13 protein-coding genes and 1 tRNA gene are annotated in these 19498 nt (G+C 66.1%); 3 read left to right on the top strand and 11 right to left on the bottom strand.

The features are described 5' to 3' along the window. Positions 1-12: 12 nt before the first annotated feature. Positions 13-831 (bottom strand): IclR family transcriptional regulator, encoded by an 819-nt coding sequence (locus tag CAL12_RS19480; RefSeq protein ID WP_086066137.1) that lies wholly within the window; start codon positions 829-831, stop codon positions 13-15. A gap of 291 nt (positions 832-1122) precedes the next feature. Between CAL12_RS19480 and CAL12_RS19475 the strand changes: the two genes are divergently transcribed. From CAL12_RS19475 to CAL12_RS19465, 3 genes are read left to right on the top strand one after another with little or no spacing between them, the layout of a single operon-like run. After that, positions 1123-1911, top strand: coding sequence for a class II aldolase/adducin family protein (locus CAL12_RS19475; protein ID WP_086066136.1), 789 nt, complete (start codon positions 1123-1125; stop codon positions 1909-1911). A 29-nt stretch (positions 1912-1940) separates the two neighbouring features. Next, positions 1941-2939 (top strand): tripartite tricarboxylate transporter substrate binding protein, encoded by a 999-nt coding sequence (locus CAL12_RS19470; RefSeq protein WP_157793035.1) that lies wholly within the window; start codon positions 1941-1943, stop codon positions 2937-2939. Between the two features lie 13 nt (positions 2940-2952). Further along, positions 2953-3849, top strand: a complete 897-nt coding sequence (locus tag CAL12_RS19465; RefSeq protein ID WP_086066134.1) for an amidohydrolase family protein — start codon at positions 2953-2955, stop codon at positions 3847-3849. An 82-nt stretch (positions 3850-3931) separates the two neighbouring features. On the opposite strand, the gene CAL12_RS19460 is transcribed toward CAL12_RS19465, so the two are convergent. The 10 genes from CAL12_RS19460 to acnB form a co-directional block, all read right to left on the bottom strand. Next, positions 3932-4024 (bottom strand) — tRNA-Sec (locus CAL12_RS19460). Positions 4025-4031: 7 nt separating this feature from the next. Next, positions 4032-5999 carry a selenocysteine-specific translation elongation factor gene (gene selB, locus CAL12_RS19455; protein ID WP_086066133.1) on the bottom strand — a complete coding sequence of 656 codons (1968 nt, stop codon included), beginning with the start codon at positions 5997-5999 and terminating at the stop codon, positions 4032-4034. Next, positions 5996-7483 (bottom strand): L-seryl-tRNA(Sec) selenium transferase, encoded by a 1488-nt coding sequence (gene selA / locus CAL12_RS19450; protein WP_269768404.1) that lies wholly within the window; start codon positions 7481-7483, stop codon positions 5996-5998. Before selA ends, selB begins: the two co-directional genes overlap by 4 nt. Then, complete coding sequence (gene fdhE / locus CAL12_RS19445) at positions 7480-8424, bottom strand: formate dehydrogenase accessory protein FdhE (RefSeq protein WP_086066132.1); 945 nt, start codon at positions 8422-8424, stop codon at positions 7480-7482. The genes selA and fdhE overlap by 4 nt, the downstream gene beginning before the upstream one ends. A 69-nt stretch (positions 8425-8493) precedes the next feature. Continuing rightward, on the bottom strand, positions 8494-9150 hold the full coding sequence (locus CAL12_RS19440) for a formate dehydrogenase subunit gamma (protein WP_086066131.1): 657 nt from the start codon (positions 9148-9150) through the stop codon (positions 8494-8496). After that, on the bottom strand, positions 9137-10090 hold the full coding sequence (gene fdxH / locus CAL12_RS19435) for a formate dehydrogenase subunit beta (RefSeq protein WP_232464569.1): 954 nt from the start codon (positions 10088-10090) through the stop codon (positions 9137-9139). Before fdxH ends, CAL12_RS19440 begins: the two co-directional genes overlap by 14 nt. A gap of 10 nt (positions 10091-10100) precedes the next feature. Next, the gene (fdnG, locus tag CAL12_RS19430) at positions 10101-13169 is read right to left on the bottom strand and encodes a formate dehydrogenase-N subunit alpha (protein ID WP_157793034.1); all 3069 of its coding nucleotides are present in this window, start codon (positions 13167-13169) and stop codon (positions 10101-10103) included. Between the two features lie 171 nt (positions 13170-13340). Beyond that, positions 13341-14228 (bottom strand): LysR family transcriptional regulator, encoded by an 888-nt coding sequence (locus CAL12_RS19420; protein ID WP_332458416.1) that lies wholly within the window; start codon positions 14226-14228, stop codon positions 13341-13343. A gap of 80 nt (positions 14229-14308) precedes the next feature. Then, positions 14309-16507 carry a TonB-dependent receptor gene (locus tag CAL12_RS19415; protein WP_086066128.1) on the bottom strand — a complete coding sequence of 733 codons (2199 nt, stop codon included), beginning with the start codon at positions 16505-16507 and terminating at the stop codon, positions 14309-14311. A gap of 289 nt (positions 16508-16796) precedes the next feature. Next, the gene (gene acnB, locus CAL12_RS19410; RefSeq protein ID WP_086066127.1) at positions 16797-19382 is read right to left on the bottom strand and encodes a bifunctional aconitate hydratase 2/2-methylisocitrate dehydratase; all 2586 of its coding nucleotides are present in this window, start codon (positions 19380-19382) and stop codon (positions 16797-16799) included. Positions 19383-19498 lie beyond the last annotated feature (116 nt).

Raw genomic sequence — 19498 nt, 5'->3', positions numbered from 1 at the left:
CCTTGTGTTTATTCAGTGGTGGACTGCGCCGGCCTGCTCTATGTCGGCAGTTGTCGGCGCCATGGTTTGCCAGAATGCGTCGCCCGCGGCGCGGCCGATGGCCGCGACATCGCCGACCAGGCGACGGGCCAATGCGTCGATGAAGCCTGGCTGGTTCAGCGACGCCGGAAAGCTCAGGCAGAAGGCCAGGATTTCGCCGCTCTGCGGATCGTTGACGGTGGCGCTGACCGAGCCGACCCCGGCCAGGCTTTCATCCAGCGCCCAGGCCCAGCCCCGCGCCCGCACGTCGTCCAGCTGGGCGGCCAGCGCGGCCGCATCGGGCGGGGCGTGCGGCAGCACCCGCGCGTGGGGGTCGAAAGTGGCGGGATGCGCCCGGCGCGCCGTGTCGCCGTCCAGCCTTGCCAGCAGGGCGCGCCCGGTGGAACTGGCATAGGCCGGCAGCCGATAACCGGGCTGGGTCACCACGCGCAAGGGATGCGAACCGTGGAATGCGCGCAGCACCACGACGTCGCGCCGGCTTTCGTCCAGCACCGAGATATATCCCGTGTGGCCCGTATCGGCCACCAGCGCTTCCAGTGCCTGTTCCAGGCGACGGATCAGCGGGGTGCTGCCGCGCGCCTGGTGGGCGACTTCCAGCAGCAGCAGGGCGGGGCGGTATTTCAGCGTGGCCGCGTCGCGTTCCAGCAGGCCGCTTTCAAGCATCTGCTTCAGCAGCCGGGACGACGAACTCTTGGGCAGGCCCAGGTGCGCGACGACGTCCGTCACGCTGACTTCGCCGCCATGTTGGGTCAGCACCCGCAGCACCCTGGCCGCGTTATCGAGGACACTCATGAAGTCATGATCTGGTTCCAAAATATGGAACCGGGTATCGTTGTATGGAATCCGGCAATTCTAGTGCGATGGCCGCGCGGCGCGCCTACGGACTTTCCCGGGGGCGTTGCACCGCACCATCGAAGGCGGGGAAACGCGGCATTCTCAAATCGGCAACCCCAAACGGCCCAACGCTCGTAACATCGTCATCCTGGCGCACGCCCGCCCGGGTGGACGGGCATGCCGCCGCGCGTATGCTTTCGATATCCGCGCGCCGGCCGCGCCCGCCGTGATGGCTGCCAGGAGATGACCATGATGAAACACGAACTGAAGATTTCTTCGATGAAGGAGCAATGCTCCGAAGCCGAATGGGAAGCGCGCGTCGACCTGGCGGCCTGTTACCGCCTCATCGCGCACTACGGCATGTCGGACATGATCGCCAACCACATCTCCCTGCGCGTGCCGGGCGAGACGGGCGCCTTCCTGATCAATGCCTACGGCTTGCTCTATGAAGAAATCACGGCATCCAGCCTGCTGAAGATCGATCATCACGGCAATATCCTCAGCAAGCCGGATTTCGGCCCGCACCTGTCCTACGGCGTGAACAAGGCCGGTTTCGTCATCCACAGCGCCATCCACGAAAAGCGCCCCGAAGTGGATTGCGTGATCCATACGCACACCTGGGCCGGCATGGCCGTGTCGTCGCTGGCCTGCGGACTGCTGCCGCTGAACCAGACGTCCATGCGTTTCATGAAGATCGGTTATCACGACTACGAAGGCGTGGTGCTGGACCTGAGCGAGCAGGAATCGCTGTGTCGCGACCTGGGCCAGAACGAAGCCCTGATCCTGCGCAACCACGGCCTGCTGACGGTCGGCCGCAGCATAGGCGAAGCCTTCAACTGGATGCATCGCCTGGAAGTGTCCTGCCGTGCGCAACTGGCCGCCATGGCCTGCAACGCACCGCTGAACCCGGTATCCAAGGAAGTGATCCAGGCCACCTGGAACCAGTACCAGCCGGGTACGCGGCGTCCCTATGGCCAGATGGAATGGCCCGCGCTGCTGCGCCTGGCGGACCGCCTGGATCCTTCGTACCGCACATAAATTTTCAAGCAAGTAGTTCGGAGACCTCAATGAAGCAGTTCAAAGGCGCTGTGAAAGCGCTGGGGATGGTTGTCGCCCTGAGCCTGGGCGCGCATGCGGGGCTGGCCGCGGCCGAGGGCTATCCCGACAAGCCGATACGCCTGATCGTTCCCTATCCGCCCGGCGGCAATCTGGACATCACCACGCGGGCCATCACCACGGCCATGGCGCGCCACCTCAAGCAATCGATCGTGGTCGAGAACCTGGGTGGGGCCGGCGGCTCCATAGGCGCGGGCAACGTCGCCCGCTCCGCGCCGGACGGCTATACGGTGCTGTCCACCACCATCGTGCCGCTGGTCGTCAACCCGACGCTGGTGCCGGGCACCAAGGTCAAGCTCGGCGATTTCGATCCGGTCGGCATGCTGGCGGTGGTGCCCTCGGTGCTGGAAGTGAATGCCAAGAACAAGCACGGCATCAAGGACTTCAAGGGTTTCGTCGAGTTCGCGAAGGCGCATCCGAACGAGCTTGCGATCGCGCATTCGGGTACGGGTACGACGAACCACATCGCCGAACTGCTGCTGGAGCAGGACTTCGGCATCAGGATCAATCCCATCCCCTACAAGGGCTCGGCGCCCGCGCTGGCTGACATGCTGGGCAACCAGGTCGATGGCATGGTGGATCAGCTGACCAGTTCGCAGCCGCAGATCCAGAACGGCTCGCTGACCGCCCTGGCCGTGACCTCGGCCAAGCGGGTGCCTTCGCTGCCGAACGTGCCGACCGTGGCCGAGCTGGGCAAGCCGGATTTCGAGATGGTGACCTATTCGGCCTTGATGACGCCCAAGGGCACGCCCAAGGAAGTCCGCCAGGTACTGAACGACGCGCTGGCCAAGGCCGTCGCCGATCCGGAAGTGCAGAAGCAATTGGCCAACATCGGCTCGGAAGTGGTGCCGTCCACCATCGATCAGTCGGCGCAGATCTTCGCCAAGGAAGAAGCCAAGCTGCAGCCGCTGCTGACTTCGGGCGTGTTGAAGCCCGAGAACGCGCGTTGATGGAGGAACGGCCATGACCAAGCCCTGTTTGCCACCTCATCCCGAGTTCGAGCCGGTGCGCTTCAAGGTGCCGGCGGGCGCCTGCGATTCGCATGCGCATGTCTTCGGCCCCTACTCGACGTTCCCGCTCAGCGACGACCGCAGCTACACGCCGCCGGAAAACGCCGCCGAGCGCTTCATTGCCCATCTCGATCGGCTGGGCCTGACCCGCGGCGTGCTGGTGACGGCCAGCGCCCAGGGCGACGACAACCGCAACGTGCTGCAGGCATTGAGCGAGTATCCCGACCGCCTGCGCGCGGTGGGCGTGCTGCGTGGCGACATCCCGGAAAAGGATCTGGATGCGTTGGCGCAGCAGGGCGTGCGCGGCGCGCGCTTCAACCTGTTCAAGCGCGATGGCAAGGCGGTGTACCGCAACGGCGTCGGCATCGACGACTTCACCGCGCTGGCGCCGCGCCTGAAGGCGCGCGGCATGCACGCGCAGATCTGGATACATGCGCCGGACCTGCCGGAAATGGCGCCGACCTTGCTGGCGTCCGGGGTGGATCTGGTCGTCGACCACCAGGGTCGCATGAATGCGGCACGCAGCGTCGATGACCCGGGTTTCCAGTTCCTTTGCAAGCTGCTCGCCGAAGGCAAGGCGTGGACGAAGATATCGGGCGCCGACCGCAATACCGCGGTGGGTTCGCCATTCCCCGACATCGCGCCGTTCGCGACCTCCTTGCTGAAGGCCAACAGCGAACGCGTGGTCTGGGGCACCGACTGGCCGCACATCAACTACTACGAGCCGGCCCATGTGCCCGACGACGGCATCCTGCTGAACCTGCTGGGGGATTGGATGCCGGATGAAGCCACGCGCACGCGCGTGCTGGTGGACAATCCGGCGCGCCTGTATGGGTTCGGCCAGGCCTGAGCCCTGAACATGCGTCATGGAAAAAGGCAGCCGCGGCTGCCTTTTTTTGGTCCGCCGCCGGGTGGAACCGGGCAGTGGAGGGCGGAAGGCAGCAGGAGTCGAACCTACGTGGGAACGTCTGACGTCCCCAACCGGGTTTGAAGCCCGGCCGCACCACCGGGTACGGATGCCTTCCGGAAGCGCTAGATTGTACGAGATGCGGCGGGGCGATCGAAACCGGTCGCACCGCCGTCGGTGCGCAGCATATGCAGATCGCGCAGGCGGCGGGTGTAGCCGACGCGATCGAAATATTCCAGTATCTGTATGGCGCGCTTGCGCCCGAGACCGGTCGCGTCGCGAAAACACGCGGCGTTGATGCCCATGGGCGCGCCCTGCGTGCCGTCCCGCGCCAGTCGCGCGAACAGCTCGGCCAGCTCCTGGATCTTTTCGCGGTGATAGAACAGATCCGGTACGACCTGCGCCACGTCGCCGCGCCGCAGGAGCTTGCGCAGCACCTTGCGCACGCGGTCTTCCGCTTCGTTGCGCATGCGAGCCAGGTCGCGCACCCACGGCGGGTCATAGGCGCCCGCGTGCAGCAAGGGCAGCAGCGCTTGCGCGAGCCGGGTCTCATCGTCGTCGAACTGGACGGCATGGCCGGGAAGATGCAGCCATGGTCCGTTGCGGACGATCGTGCCGTCCTGCAGCAGGTCGGCGATCAAGGCCTGCCAGGGCGCCTCCGGCAAGGCGGGCAGGGCGATGCGCCGCAGCCGGCCCGCGTCAGCGCCCGGCTCGTCCGGCGTGTCCGCGTGCAATCTTTCCAACGCTGTCCGCACCGCCGCGCGCAGCGCATCCCAATGCGCGCGCAGGATCAGCGTGCGCGCGCCGTGGGTCGAATTCGCCGCGACCCACAAGGCATCTTCCGGGATGGACGTATCCTCCGCCGGGCGACCGGTCAGCCGCGTCAGCTGGCGGTCGTCCATGCCGACCGACGCCTGCGTCAACAAGGCATGCACGCCGCCGCCGTCCAGCATGGCGGCCACGGCGTCCAGCCAGGCCATGCGCCCAGGCGTGCGGCGCCGGCGGTCGGGCGCATCGGGATCGAGCACGCGTCCGCCGCCCAGGGTCTGGGTGGCCTGCGCATTGCGGACGATATAGCGATCGCCGGGCATCGCGCACACCGGGTGGTCGAATACCAGCTGGGCGCGCGCCACGGCCCCCGGCGCGACGCTGTCGGCCGACAGGGGCACGATGTGCGCCATATGGTGCGCCGCGCCCAGATGGACATGCACGGGCAGCCACGTCGTCGCGGCGGTGTCGGCGGATGCGAGCATATGCAGCTCGACGTCGACGTGCCGCGAGGGCACGAAACACCGGGCATCGGCAATCCAGTCGCCGCGCGCGATGGCGGATTTGTCGATGCCCGCCAGATTCAGCGCGCAGCGTTGGCCCGCCTGTCCGCTGGGGCTCGGCCGGTTCTGCGCGTGTATGCTGCGTATCCGCACGGGCGTGCCCGCCGGCATCAACACCAGCGTGGCACCGTCATCGGAATTAAGCTGTACGCGCCCCGAATGCACGGTGCCGGTCACGACCGTCCCCTGGCCGGACAGGGTGAAGACCCGGTCCACCGCCAGGCGGAACAGGCCGCTCGCCCGCCGCGCGGGCAGGGCTGCCGCGGCCTGCTCGATATGCGCGCGCAATGCGCGCGTGCCCAGGTCCGCGGGGCTGCTGGCGTTGACCATGAACACGCGGGCCTCTCCCAGGAACGTTCCGGCAACCAGGCCCAGCACCTCCTGCCGTACCGTGTCGAGGCGGTCGGCGGCCACCCGGTCCACCTTGGTGATGGCGATCGCGCCCCGCGAGACGCCCAGCAATTGCAGGATGGCCAGGTGTTCGCGCGTCTGCGGCATGATGCCGTCGTCGGCGGCGATGACCAGCAGTCCGAAGTCGATGCCACCCGCGCCCGCCGCCATGGTGTGCACCAGCTTCTCATGGCCGGGAACGTCGATATAGCCCAGCACGTCGCCGTCGGGCAGCGGCGTGTAGGCATAGCCGAGTTCGATGGATATGCCGCGTGCCTTTTCTTCCTTCAGGCGATGGGTGTCCACGCCCGTCAGTGCGCGCACCAGCGTGGTCTTGCCATGGTCGATATGGCCGGCGGTACCGACGATCATGCCAGTGGATCTTCCAGCTGTGCGAGAAAGGCGGCTTCGTCGCGCGCTTCCAGGCAACGCAGGTCCAGCCACAAGGCGTTGTCGCCGATGCGGCCGATGACGGGACGGGGCAGGCCGCGCAGTGCCGCCTGCAGCGCGTCCAGCGCCCGTCCGGCGCGGCCCTTGCCCGCATGGCGTATGGCGTATCCATAGCTGGGCAATTGATCCACCGGCAAGGCGCCGCTGCCGATCTGGCTGGCCATGGGCGCGGCTTCGGCGGCATAGCGCTCGCCAAGCGCGCGCCGCAGCGCGGGCAGCATGCGTTCGGCCTGTTCCCGCATCTGCGCGGGCGGCCGCGTCAGCAGGCGCAGCGTCGTCAGCCTGTCGGCCAACAGCTCCGGCGCGCGGTATAGTGCCAGTACCGGCTCCAGCGCGGCCAGCGTCAGCTTGCCCACCCGCAGCGCGCGCTTGAGCGGATTCTTCTTGATCCTGCGTATCAGCTCGGCACGGCCGACGATCAGCCCGGCCTGCGGGCCGCCCAGCAATTTGTCGCCGCTGAACGTGACCAGGTCCGCACCGGCGGCGATGGTCTCGCGCACGGTGTCTTCACGCGGCAGGCCCCAGCGCGACAGGTCCAGCAGCGTGCCGCTGCCGAGGTCCACGGTCATGGGCAGGCCGGCCTGGTGCGCGATATGGGCCGCCTGCGCGACGTCGACGCTGCGGGTGAATCCGGTGACCGCGTAGTTGCTGCAATGCACCTTCATCAGCATGGCCGTGCGCGGCCCGATGGCGTTCTGGTAGTCGACGGGATGGGTGCGATTGGTGGTGCCGATTTCCACCAGCCTGGCGCCCGCGCGCTTCATCACATCCGGGATGCGGAAGGCGCCACCGATTTCCACCAGTTCGCCGCGCGACACGATGACCTCGCGGCGGTCGGCCAGGGAGTTCAGCATCAGCAGGACCGCCGCGGCGTTGTTGTTCACCACGGTCGCGGCTTCCGCGCCGGTCAGTTCGCGCAGCAGGCCTTCGACCAGATCGTCACGGTCGCCGCGGCCGCCGCTTTCCAGGTCGAATTCCAGGTTGGCGGGCGTGGTCAATGCGCGGACCACCGCCGCCACCGCTTCATCCGGCAGCAGCGCGCGGCCCAGGTTGGTGTGCAGCACCGTCCCGGTCAGGTTGAAGACGGCGCGCAGCCGGGGTTGCGCGGCGGCCTCCAGCGCGTCGCCCACCTGGCTGGCGACGGTTTCCGGCCTTACCGAGGCCGTCGTCAGCTCGCCCGCCAGCGCGGCCTGCCGCAGCGTATCCAGATGCCTGCGCAAGGCGGCGACCACCTGGGTATGTCCATGTCCTTGCAGCAAGGATTGCATGCACGCGGCATTCAGCAGGCGGTCCAGGGAAGGAATGCGCGCCGCGCCGGCCGCGGCCGCCTGGGGTTTTCCATCCGAGCCATCATTCGGCCCCTGAGCCGCCCCCTGGCTCGCCATCGCCGCGCCATTCGCGTTCATTCTTCCTCTTGCCATAAAAGCGGGTTGCCGCTCGCGCGGCCGTAGTCCGCTTCACCCATCAGCACGTCCAGCATCAGGCTCGCAAGATCGTCCGCCACCGGCTCGACGTTCATGTCCTTCTCCTGATAGAAGATCTTGCGATACGTCCGGCACTTGTCGCAGGATTCGGCCTTGATGGCTTCGGATCCACCGTCTATCGCGTGATACGCGATGCCTTCGGTGGACTCGCACTGGGTACATTTCACGCGCACCATATGCCATTCGCTGGCGCACAGCGAGCAGCACAGGTAGCGGTAGCCCTGGTATTGTCCGCCCACGCGCACCACGCTGGCCACGGGCAGGCTGCCGCACAGCGGACATACGCCGAAAGGGCTGACGACCGGCAACTGCGCGGCATCGAAGCGGACCGCCATATCGGTCCAGACGACCTGCAACGCGCCCATCACGAAGGGCGCCGCGGCGGCGTCGATCTGTTCTTCGCTTTCGTTCAGCAGGTTATCCGCCCACTGTTCGATGCCTTCGGGAAATTCTTCCAGCGTGGCCAGCGTCGCCTGGCAGGTTTCCACGGCTTGCGGCGGCACCTCGGGCGAGCGCGCCACTTCGTCCAGCAGTGTGCGCAGGACTTTCCGCCATGCGGGATCGCGGGGCCATCCCACCGCCTGCAAGGGCGGCATCCCATGCGCTTGCGCCAGGTCGATGCGCTCGGCGGGAGCCACCGCCGCGGCCGCATCCCTCGCGCCCAGGCTGGCAAGCACGCGGTGCTGCGCATCGGCCAGATGCGCCATCAGCAACAGGTAGTCGCCCACCGGGCTATCGGCGGCCAGCTGGCGCAGGCGCGCCGCGCGGTCGCGAAAGACGCTCTCCCGTGCGGGCAGCCGCAGCCGCGGCAGGGCATTGTGATCCAGTGCCTCGATCTCGCCGCGTTGAAGAATGCGTTGCACAACCAACCTCCGATCGGAAAAAGCCTGGGGAACGGTCGTCGGCCAGCGCGGCGCCGCTTAGGCGGGAGTCTACTTGCCCAGGGGTTCCTTGCGCACCTCGCGGAACCAGGCGCGGTGATGCTTCCAGGCCCAGCCCCAGGTGACCGTGCCGCGCATCATGGCGCCGATGGAGCCCTTGACCCAGATGCCCGCGTAGATGTGCACGACGATCGCGCAGATCATAACCAGCCCGCACACCGCGTGCACCACCGACGCCGCCCGGATGACGGTGATGGGGAAGTAGAAGGAGAAATACTGCCGCCATATGACGATGCCGCTGAGCAACAGGCCGATCATGCAGACGATCAGCACGTAGTACAGCAGCTTCTGGCCGCCGTTGTAGCGGCCGACCTCGGGCAGGCGGTCCTCGCGGTTGGTGATCACGTCGCGCCCGCGCTTGAGCCACTCCCGGTCGCGCGCTTCCATCTTGTTATGCCGCCACATGCGGGCGGCGAACCAGGCGAAGCACAGGAACATGAACACCCCGACGAAGGGATGCAGGATGCGCGTCCACGGGCCGCCGCCGAACAGGTTGGTCAGCCAGAACATCGCCGGATGGAACAGCGCCAGGCCCGACAAGGCCAGCAGCACGAAGCTGATGGCGACGATCCAGTGATTGGTGCGCTGCCCGGGCGTATAGCGCTGGATCAGCCTGTGGCCGTCGGGTGAGGTTTCACGGTCTTTCATGGCGCGCCTCCTGTCCGGCCGGCGAGCGGCCGCTGTGCGCCGGGCCATCCGGCGGCATGGCTTCGGCGTTGCGTTCGTCTTCCTCGTTGACTTCGTTCGGCCCCACGCGGACGTAGTGGAAGAAGCCCGCCAGCGCGGTCAGGGCGACGGCTGCCAGGCCCAGCGGCTTGGAGATGCCTTTCCACAGCGACACCATGGGGCTGATGGCGGGCTTGTCCGGCAGCCCGTGATACAGGCTGGGCTGGTCGGCGTGGTGCAGCACGTACATGACGTGGGTGCCGCCGACACCCGCCGGGTCGTACAGGCCGGCCTGGTCGAAGCCGCGCGATTTCAGGTCCTCGATGCGCTCGGCCGCGTGCTGCTTCATGTCCTCCTTGGTGCCGAACACGATGGCGCCGGTGGGACAGGTCTTCACGCAGGCGGGCTCCTGGCCCACCGCGACGCGGTCGGAACACAGCGTGCACTTGTAGGCCTTGTGGTCCTGCTTCGAAATACGCGGCACGTTGAACGGGCAGCCCGTCACGCAGTAGCCGCAGCCGATGCAGTTTTCTTCATGGAAGTCGACGATGCCGTTGGTGTACTGCACGATCGCGCCCGGCGACGGGCAGGCCTTCAGGCAGCCGGGATCTTCGCAGTGCATGCAGCCGTCCTTGCGGATCAGCCACTCCAGGTCGCCCTTGGGGTTCTCGTATTCGGAGAACCGCATTACCGTCCACGAATGTTCGGTGAGGTCGGCGGGGTTGTCGTACACCCCCACCGCCTCGCCGACCACATCGCGCAGGTCGTTCCACTCCATGCAGGCGCTCTGGCAGGCCTTGCAGCCTATGCACTTGCTGACGTCGATCAGCTTGGCCACGCTGCCGGTCACCGGCTCGCGCACGCCCGGCGGCGGCGTGGTGGTGGCCGAGCGGCGCTTGATATCCAGGGATTGCATACTCATCGCTCGGCTCCTAGGCTTTTTCCACTTGGACCAGGAAGGACTTGAATTCCGGGGTCTGCGAATTGCCGTCGCCCACGAAAGGCGTCAGCGTATTCGCCAGGAAGCCCGGCCTGGCCAGTCCGACGAAGCCCCAGTGGATGGGCACGCCGACGTGATGCACCGTCTTGCCTTCCACCGTCAATGGCCGTATCCGCTTGGTGACCAGGGCCACCGCCTTGATGTAGCCGCGATTGGAAGAGACCTTGACCTGTTGGCCGTTGGCGATGCCCAGGTCCTTGGCCAGCGCCTCGCCGATTTCCACGAACTGTTGCGGCTGCAGTACCGCGTTGATGCGGCAATGCTTGGTCCAGTAGTGGAAATGCTCGGTCAGGCGGTAGGTGGTGGCGACGTAGGGGAACTTGTCCACCGTGCCCATGGCCGCCCGGTCCGAGTCGAACAGGCGTGCCGCGGGATTGCTGGTGACGCCCTTGGCCTGCGGATACAGCGGGTTGTAGCCCAGCGGGTTCTCGAAAGGCTCGTAGTGCTCGGGGAAGGGGCCTTCCGCCAGGCCGTTGCGCGAGAAGAAGCGCGCCACACCCTCCGGGTTCATGATGAAGGGACCCATGCCACCGGCCGGGTTCTCATCCGCCTTGAAATCCGGGATGTCGGCACCGACCCAGGCCTTGCCGTTCCACGACACCAGGCTGCGGCGCGGATCGTAGGGCTTGCCCGCCGGATCGCAGGACGCGCGGTTGTACAGCACGCGGCGATTCGCCGGCCAGGCCCAGGCCCAGTTCAGGGTCTGGCCGATGCCGGTCGGATCGCTGTTGTCGCGCCGCGCCATGAGGTTGCCTTCCGGTCCCCAGGCGCCGGCGAAAATCCAGCAGCCGCTGGACGTGGTGCCGTCGTCGCGCAGTTCCGCGAAGCTGGCCAGTTGATCGCCGGCGCGCCGCAGGATGCGCGACGGATCCTTGGGATCGGCCAGGTCCGTGACCGCCTTGCCCGAGTACTCCTTGGCCAGTTCCTCGGCCGTCGGGCTTTCCGGATCGGAGTAGGGCCAGGCCAGGTTGACGATGGGATCGGGGTATTTGCCGCCCTCCTGCCGGTACAGCTTGCGCAGGCGGGTGAACAGCAGCGACATGATCTCGATATCGCTCTTGGCTTCGCCCGGAGGCTCGGCGCCTTTCCAATGCCATTGCAGCCAGCGGCCCGAGTTCACCAGCGCGCCGTTTTCCTCGGCGAAACAGGTGGTGGGCAGCCGGAAGACCTCGGTCTGGATCTTCGACGAGTCCACATCGTTGTGTTCGCCGAAATTGCGCCAGAACTCGGAAGTCTCCGTCACCAGCGGGTCCATGATGACCAGCCACTTCAGCTTGGAGAAGCTTTCGATCAGCTTGCCCTTGTTGGGGGCCGCGGCCAGGGGATTGAACCCTTGCGCGATATAGCCGTTCATCTTGCCCTGGTGCATCAGCTCGTACACCTGCAGCATGTCGTAGAGCCGGTCCAGCTTGGGCAGGTAGTCGTAGCCCCAATTGTTCTCGGGCTTGGCGGCGGCGCCCCACCAGGCCTTCATCAGGCTGACGTGGAACTTCCGGTAGTTCTGCCAGTAGCTCAGCTGGTTGGGGCGCAGGGGCTTGAGCGCGCGCTTGGCAATGTACTGCTCGAAATCCTGCTCGCTTTCCACCGGCAAGGTCATGTAGCCCGGCAGCAGGTTCGACATCAGGCCCAGGTCGGTCAGGCCCTGGATATTCGAGTGCCCGCGCAGCGCGTTCATGCCGCCGCCCGCGATACCGATATTGCCCAGCAGCAGTTGCACCATCGCGCCCGTGCGTATCATCTGCGAGCCGACCGAATGCTGCGTCCAGCCCAGCGCGTACATGATGGTGGCGGCACGGTTGCCGGTCGCCGTCGACGCCAGCATTTCGCACACCTTCAGGAACTTGTCCTTGGGCGTGCCGCAGACGCGCTCCACCATTTCCGGCGTGTAGCGCGAGTAGTGCTGCTTGAGCAGTTGGTAGACGCAGCGTGGGTGCTGCAGCGTCGGGTCGGTCTTGACGTAGCCGTCGTCGCCGCGTTCGTAGTCCCAGGTGGTCTGGTCGTAGGAGCGCTTTTCGGCGTTGTAGCCCGAATACAGTCCGGCGTCGAAAGTGAAATCCGAACGCACGATGAACGACATGTCGGTGTAGTTGCCGACGTAGTCGTGATGGATCTTGTCGTTGGAGATCAGGTAGTTGATGACCCCGCCCAGGAACAGGATGTCCGTGCCGGTGCGTATGGGCGCGTAGAAATCCGCCACGGAAGCCGAGCGATTGAAGCGCGGATCCACGACGATCAGTTTGGCCTTGTTATGGGCCTTGGCTTCGGTCACCCACTTGAATCCGCAGGGGTGCGCCTCGGCGGCATTGCCGCCCATGATAAGGATGATGTCCGCGTTCTTGATGTCGACCCAATGGTTCGTCATCGCTCCACGGCCGAACGTCGGGGCAAGACCTGCCACCGTCGGGCCATGTCAGACACGAGCCTGGTTGTCGAACGCCAGCATCCCCATGCTGCGGATGGTTTTATGCGTGATGTAGCCGACTTCGTTGCTGCTGGCCGACGCGGCCAGCATGCCGGTGGTCAGCCAGCGGTTCACCGTCTTGCCGTCGTCGGTTTTCTCGACGAAATTGGCATCGCGGTCCTGCTTCATCAGGCGGGTGATGCGCGACAGCGCATCTTCCCAGGAAATCCGCTGCCATTTGTCGGAACCCGGGGCACGGTATTCCGGGTACTGCAGGCGGTTGGGGCTGTGGACAAAATCGATCAGCGCGGCGCCCTTGGGGCAGAGCGTGCCGCGATTGACGGGGTGATCGGGATCGCCTTCGATGTGGATGATGCTGGCCGTGGCGTTCTTGGCGCCATCGCCAAGGCCGTACATCAGGATCCCACAGGCGACCGAACAGTAGGGACAGGTATTGCGCGTTTCGGTGCTGCGCGCGAGCTTATACTGGCGCACTTCCGCCATGGCCTGCCGGGGCGCTGCCCCGAGCAATGCCAGGCTGGAGCCCGCCAGCGTCGCACCCGTCACCTTGAAGAACTGGCGCCGGTTCATATTGACCATGGCTTTCCTTCGTGATGGTTATGTGCGGCGCAACATCCGTGCACGATCCATATGGCTCATGGGTGGGCCGTCTCGCCGCAGACGCGTTGCAGCATACGGCTGAGGAGCTGGTGCCGTCAAACTGCCGTCAAACAGCCGTCACCCTGTCGTGAACCTGTCTTTAACTCGCCGTCAGGCCGCCTTCACCAGGAAATCGAACAGATCGCCAGCCGCCATGCGCATGTGCGCGCGGTCGCGGGCGCAGACGTAGAACTGCCGCTTGGCCCAATCGTCCAACAGCGGCACTTTGACCAGCCCCAGCAGGCTCAGATAGGTGTCGGCGATGGGTTCGGGCATGACCGCGATGCCTAGGCCTTCGCGCACCATGCGGCAGCGGGCCTCGTAGTTCGCGACCTGTATCTTGACGTTCAGCGGGCCGGTCAACGTCGGGCCCACCAGCTCCATGAAGGCCTCGAAGGAATGCCGCGGAAAGTAACCCAGGAAGTCGTACTCGCGCGCCTGGTCAAGGTGCAGGGCGGGCGCGTCGGCCAGCGGATGGCCGCGCGGCACCACCAGGACCACGCGGTCGCTGCGATAGGGAAAGGAGACTACACCGGGCGCCGCGCCGACGGCGTGATAGATGCCGATGTCCACTTCCTGGTCGGTCACCATGCGCGGGATGTCGCCGCTATAGGCTTCCACCAGGTCCAGGCGCGACTTCGGGCTCAGCGCCTGGAAGGCGCGTATGTCCGACGGCAGGAATTCCACGATGGCGGAGCGGTTCGCGGCCAGCCGTATCTTCGGGATGCCGTCAGGCGAGAATTCCTCGCATAGCCCTTCCAGCGTGCGCACGCTGGTCAGGATGGCCTTGGCCTTGTGGTACAGCGCGGCGCCCGCGGGCGTCGGCTCCACGCCTCGATTGTGGCGCACCAGCAGGGCGGTGCCGATCTGACGCTCCAGTTCCGCGATACGCTTGCTGGCGGCCGAGGTGACGAGATGCTCGCGTTCGCCGGCCTTGGCCAGGCTGCGTTCTTCGACGGCGGCCACCAGCATCTGCAGGGCGGGTAGGTCTATCTTCATTGCCGAGGCGGCCCGCGGGTAGGCCGCGGGCCCAGGTTTCCATGGGCCCGAGTGTACCCGGGCCGCCCGGCCCGCCGCGCCTAGAAATCCACCGCCACGGATAGCTTGAGGGTGCGCGGGTCGCCCTGGATCAGGTATCCGCCGTTGGCCGACGTCCAATAGCGTTTGTTGGTGACGTTGTCCACGCCCAGGCGCCATACGACGTCATGCCGTTCGATCTTCATGGCGTAGCGCGCGCCCAGGTCCAGCGTGGTCCAGGGCTTGACCTTGAGCTCGTTGGCGGTGTCCAGGTACTGCGATCCGGCGCGCGTGACACGCCCCTGCAAGGTCAGCCCCGGCACCCAGGGCAGGTCCCATTCGGCGCCGAGCACGGCCGTATAGTTGGGCACTCCCACCGCCTTGTTGTCCTCGGTGGCCGCATTTCCCGTGTCGCGCTGGCGGGCATCGATATAGGTGACGCCGCTGATCAGCCGCAAGCCGCGCACCGGTTCGCCATAGACATTCAGCTCCACGCCGCGGTTGCGCTGTTCGCCGGCGACCGAAAAGATGTTGCTGACCGGGTCCGTCACCCCCACGGGCTGCTTGATTTCGAAGAAGGCCAGGTTCGCGCCATAGGATCCCATGTCCAGCTTGGCGCCGATTTCGTTCTGCTTGGACTTCGACGGCGCGAACACGGCGCCGCGGTTGATGGCGGTGGACGGCGCGGACGGACCCTGCTGCAGTCCTTCGATGTGGTTGTAGTACAGCGACAGCTGTTCCCACGGCTTGACCACCAGCCCATAGACCGGCGAAGTCGCCGTATCGTCGTAATGGCTGGTCTGCGCGCCGGTGTTGTAGTTGTAGCCGCTGACGTCGATCTTCTGGTGGCGCGCGCCCACCGTGGCGAAGACGCGGTCGTCCAGGAACGAGACCGTATCCGATACCGAAACCCCGGTCATGCGGGTGCGTCCCGTGACGCCGGGCGAGCCGAGATCCCCGCCGCCGCCAGTGGATGCCGGCTTGGCGACAGTCGGCGTGTCGTAGAGGTTGGTCGGAAACGCGGCCGACGTCTCGTAGGCTGCGCGTTTCTTCAGATACACGCTGGAGAATCCCAGGTTGACGGCATGCTTCAGCGGACCGGTGTCGAACTTGCCCCGCACGCCGAACATCGTGCCGACCGTATCCTGGTCGTAGACCGAATCCATGCGGCTGGCGGTGCCGGCGCCGCTCTCGCCCACCCTGAGCGACGAATACGAGCCGTCTTCACGTGCATGATTGCCGCCCACCGCCGCGTACGCCGTCCACCGGTCGGTCAGGTCGTATTCCGTACGCAGCATGCCGAAGGTGTTCTCCGTCATGGAGTACGTCCACGGCTGCGCATAATTGCGCCGCGCCGATGGGGGATCGGGGATGCCGTCGCCGATCACCTGGACCATGGGCCGGCCCTGGTCGGTGCGTTGCTTCTGATAGCCCACATCCAGGGACGCGCGGAAGCGGTCGCCGCGATAATCCAGGCCGACGGAGCCGAAGGTCATGCGCGTGCTGGCGTCGTCGATGCCGGTGTCGCCCTCGCGCTGCAAGGCGTTGACGCGGATGCCGAACTGGTTGCTGCTGCCCCAGCGGCGCGCGATATCCGCGCTCGCGCCGGCTTGCGACGACGTGCCGTAGTCCAGCGATATGCGGCTCAAGGGATCGTCGCCCGCGCGCTTGGGCTCGATGTTGACCATGCCGCCCACGCCCGAGCCGCCCGCGGGCACGCCGTTCAGGAAGGCGCTCGGCCCCTTGAATATCTCGATGCGTTCCGCGCCCTGCGGCGAAATGATCTGCCGCGGCATCACGCCGAACAGGCCGCCATAGGAGATGTCGTCGCCGTAGAGCTGGAAGCCGCGGATGACGTAGGACTGCGAGTCATTGCCATAGCCGCGCGTGACTTGCACCGATGGGTCGTTGCGCAATACGTCGCCCAAGGTGCGCGCCTGCTGGTCTTCCACCAGCTGCGACGTGAAGCTGGTCACGCTGAAGGGCACGTTGGCGGCGTCCTGTTCGCCCAGTATGCCCAGGCGGGCGCCTTTGGCGACCTGGCCGCCGGCGAAAGTGGGGGGCAGGACGTCGCCCTCGGTAATGGCGGTGCCGGTGACCGAGACCGGTGCCATGGTGGTCACGGGAGCGGCGCCGTCCGCGCCGGCCGGCGATGGGGGCGCTGGGGTCTGCGCCCAGGTCCGGGCGGGCAGCGTGGCGCTTGCCGCCATGGCGATGCAGGCCAGGCGCACGGCCAGGGTCAAAGGCTTGGGAGTAGGCATGGTGTCCCTTGGAGGATTTATGGCGGCCGGGCCCGCGAGGCTCCCGCCGCATGGATGGGATACATGCATAGGCATGCGAACAACTTCTTCGCAAACGTTACTGTTTAAACAAATGCGAAGCATTCGCATTATCAGTAATCTGCCCCCGACATGCAACTCGCGGCGTCGCGCGGATGCGACGCCGGCCGGGGACCTTATAAAAAAATCGCCCGCCGCGTGCGGTGGTCCACACGGGCGGGCGACGGGGCCTGCGCGGCGCCGGCGTTGCCGGCTCCGCTTCAAGGCACGATCAGACTTCCACGACGTCGGCGACGTCCTTGTAATCCTCGATCTTGTCGAAGTTCAGGTACTGGTAGATCTTGTCGCCGTTTTCGTTCACGACGCCGATATCGGCCATGTATTCCTCGCGGGTCGGGATGCGGCCCAGCTTGGAGCAGATGGCGGCCAGTTCCGCCGAGCCCAGGTACACGTTGGTGTTCTTGCCCAGGCGGTTGGGGAAGTTGCGGGTGCTGGTGGACATCACCGTCGCGCCTTCGCGGACCTGCGCCTGGTTGCCCATGCACAGCGAGCAGCCCGGCATTTCGGTACGCGCGCCGGCCGCGCCGAAGGTGCCGTAGTGGCCTTCTTCGGTCAGTTGGCGGGCGTCCATCTTGGTCGGCGGTGCCACCCACAGCTTGACCGGGATATCCCGCTTGCCTTCTAGCAGCTTGGACGCCGCGCGGAAGTGGCCGATGTTGGTCATGCAGCTGCCGATGAACACTTCGTCGATCTTGGCGCCGGCCACGTCCGACAGCGTCTTCACGTCGTCGGGGTCGTTGGGGCAGGCGACGATGGGTTCCTTGATGTCGGCCAGGTCGATCTCGATGACCGCGGCGTATTCGGCGTCGGCGTCCGGCTCCAGCAGCTGGGGATTGGCCAGCCAGGCTTCCATCGCCTGGATGCGGCGGCGGATCGAGCGCTCATCTTCGTAGCCGTTGGCGATCAGCCACTTCAGCATGACGATGTTGCTGTTGATGTACTCGATGATCGGCTCTTTGTTCAGGCGCACCGTGCAGGCCGCGGCGGAACGCTCGGCCGATGCATCCGACAGTTCGAACGCCTGTTCGCACTTCAGGTCGGGCAGGCCTTCGATTTCCAGGATGCGGCCGGAGAACACGTTCTTCTTGTTCTGCTTTTCGACCGTCAGCAGGCCCTGCTTGATGGCGTACAGCGGGATCGCATTGACCAGGTCGCGCAGCGTCACGCCGGGCTGCATCTTGCCCTTGAATCGCACCAGCACCGATTCCGGCATGTCCAGCGGCATCACGCCCGTGGCGGCGGCGAAAGCCACCAGGCCCGAACCGGCGGGGAAGGAGATACCGATGGGAAAACGCGTGTGCGAGTCGCCGCCGGTGCCGACGGTGTCGGGCAGCAGCATGCGGTTCAGCCAAGAGTGGATCACGCCGTCGCCGGGCTTGAGCGAGATGCCGCCGCGCGTGCTCATGAACTGCGGCAGCGTGTGGTGCGTCTTCACGTCCACGGGCTTGGGATAGGCGGCGGTGTGGCAGAAGGACTGCATCACCAGGTCGGCCGAAAAGCCCAGGCAGGCCAGGTCCTTCAGCTCGTCGCGCGTCATGGTGCCGGTGGTGTCCTGGCTGCCCACGGCCGACATGCGCGGCTCGCAGTAGGTACCGGGACGTACGCCCTTGCCTTCGGGCAGGCCGCAGGCGCGGCCGACCATTTTCTGGCCCAGCGTGTAGCCCTTGCCGGTGTCGGCCGGGCTGACGGGCAGGCGGAACAGGGTGGAGGGCGGCAGGCCCAGGGCTTCGCGGGCCTTGGCGGTCAGGCCACGGCCGACGATCAGCGGAATCCGGCCGCCGGCGCGCACTTCGTCGAACAGCACGTCCGACTTGACCTGGAATTCGGCGATGACCTTGCCGTCCTTCAGGGCCTTGCCTTCGTACGGGCGCAGCTCGACGACGTCGCCCATGTTCATCTGCGACACGTCCACTTCGATGGGCAGGGCGCCCGCGTCTTCCATGGTGTTGTAGAAGATCGGAGCGATCTTGCTGCCCAGGCAAACGCCGCCGAAGCGCTTGTTGGGGACGAAGGGGATGTCCTCGCCGGTGAACCACAGCACGGAGTTGGTCGCGGATTTGCGCGAAGAGCCGGTGCCGACCACGTCGCCCACATAGGCGACCAGGTTGCCCTTTTTCTTCAGCTGGTTCAGGAAGTCGATCGGACCGACCTTGCCAGGCTCGTCCGGCTCGATGCCGGGACGGGCGTTCTTCAGCATCGCTTGCGCGTGCAGCGGAATGTCGGGGCGGCTCCAGGCGTCCGGGGCGGGCGACAGGTCATCGGTATTGGTTTCGCCGGTCACCTTGAACACCGTCACGGTCAGGCTCTTCGGCACTTCCGGACGCGAGGTGAACCATTCGGCGTCGGCCCAGCTTTGCAGCACGGCCTTGGCGTTGGCATTGCCCTTGTCGGCCTTTTCCTTCACGTCATGGAAGGCGTCGAACATCAGCAGGGTGGTCTTCAGGCCGTTGGCGGCGATGGCGCCGACCTGGGCATCGTCCAGCAATTCGATCAGCGCGCTGATGTTGTAGCCGCCGAGCATGGTGCCCAGCAGTTCCGTCGCCTTGGCGCGATCGATCAGCGGACACGATTCCTTGCCCAGGGCCACGGCGGCCAGGTACGAAGCCTTGACCTTGGCGGCGTCGTCCACGCCCGCGGGGACGCGGTGGGTGATCAGGTCCAGCAGGAAGGCTTCCTCGCCAGCGGGCGGCGCCTTCAGCAATTCAATCAGGTCGGCGGTCTGCTGGGCCGACAGGGGGAGCGGGGGGACGCCCAGTGCCGCGCGTTCGGCGACGTGTTGGCGATAGGTAGCTAGCATGGAATGCCCTGGTCGTGGTTGGGGGGATATCGGCCGCGATTGTAGTAGTCATGGCGGCGCGCGGCAAGCGGTCTTATATCTTATATAAGAGTGTTGCGGCGACGTAGCAACGTCGC

The organism is Bordetella genomosp. 8 (assembly GCF_002119685.1).
Lineage (GTDB): Bacteria > Pseudomonadota > Gammaproteobacteria > Burkholderiales > Burkholderiaceae_B > Bordetella_C.
Note: the sequence above shows the minus strand (reverse complement) of the source record. Positions and strands in the feature narration are given on the sequence as shown.

Coding starts and splice junctions, on each gene's coding strand:
- CAL12_RS19415 (WP_086066128.1), bottom strand. CDS start 16,507: ATGCCTACTCCCAAGCCTTTGACCCTGGCCGTGCGCCTGGCCTGCATC.
- selA (WP_269768404.1), bottom strand. CDS start 7,483: ATGAACGCGAATGGCGCGGCGATGGCGAGCCAGGGGGCGGCTCAGGGG.
- CAL12_RS19470 (WP_157793035.1), top strand. CDS start 1,941: ATGAAGCAGTTCAAAGGCGCTGTGAAAGCGCTGGGGATGGTTGTCGCC.
- CAL12_RS19475 (WP_086066136.1), top strand. CDS start 1,123: ATGATGAAACACGAACTGAAGATTTCTTCGATGAAGGAGCAATGCTCC.
- acnB (WP_086066127.1), bottom strand. CDS start 19,382: ATGCTAGCTACCTATCGCCAACACGTCGCCGAACGCGCGGCACTGGGC.
- fdxH (WP_232464569.1), bottom strand. CDS start 10,090: ATGAGTATGCAATCCCTGGATATCAAGCGCCGCTCGGCCACCACCACG.
- CAL12_RS19465 (WP_086066134.1), top strand. CDS start 2,953: ATGACCAAGCCCTGTTTGCCACCTCATCCCGAGTTCGAGCCGGTGCGC.
- CAL12_RS19480 (WP_086066137.1), bottom strand. CDS start 831: ATGAGTGTCCTCGATAACGCGGCCAGGGTGCTGCGGGTGCTGACCCAA.
- CAL12_RS19440 (WP_086066131.1), bottom strand. CDS start 9,150: ATGAAAGACCGTGAAACCTCACCCGACGGCCACAGGCTGATCCAGCGC.
- CAL12_RS19420 (WP_332458416.1), bottom strand. CDS start 14,228: ATGAAGATAGACCTACCCGCCCTGCAGATGCTGGTGGCCGCCGTCGAA.
- selB (WP_086066133.1), bottom strand. CDS start 5,999: ATGATCGTCGGTACCGCCGGCCATATCGACCATGGCAAGACCACGCTG.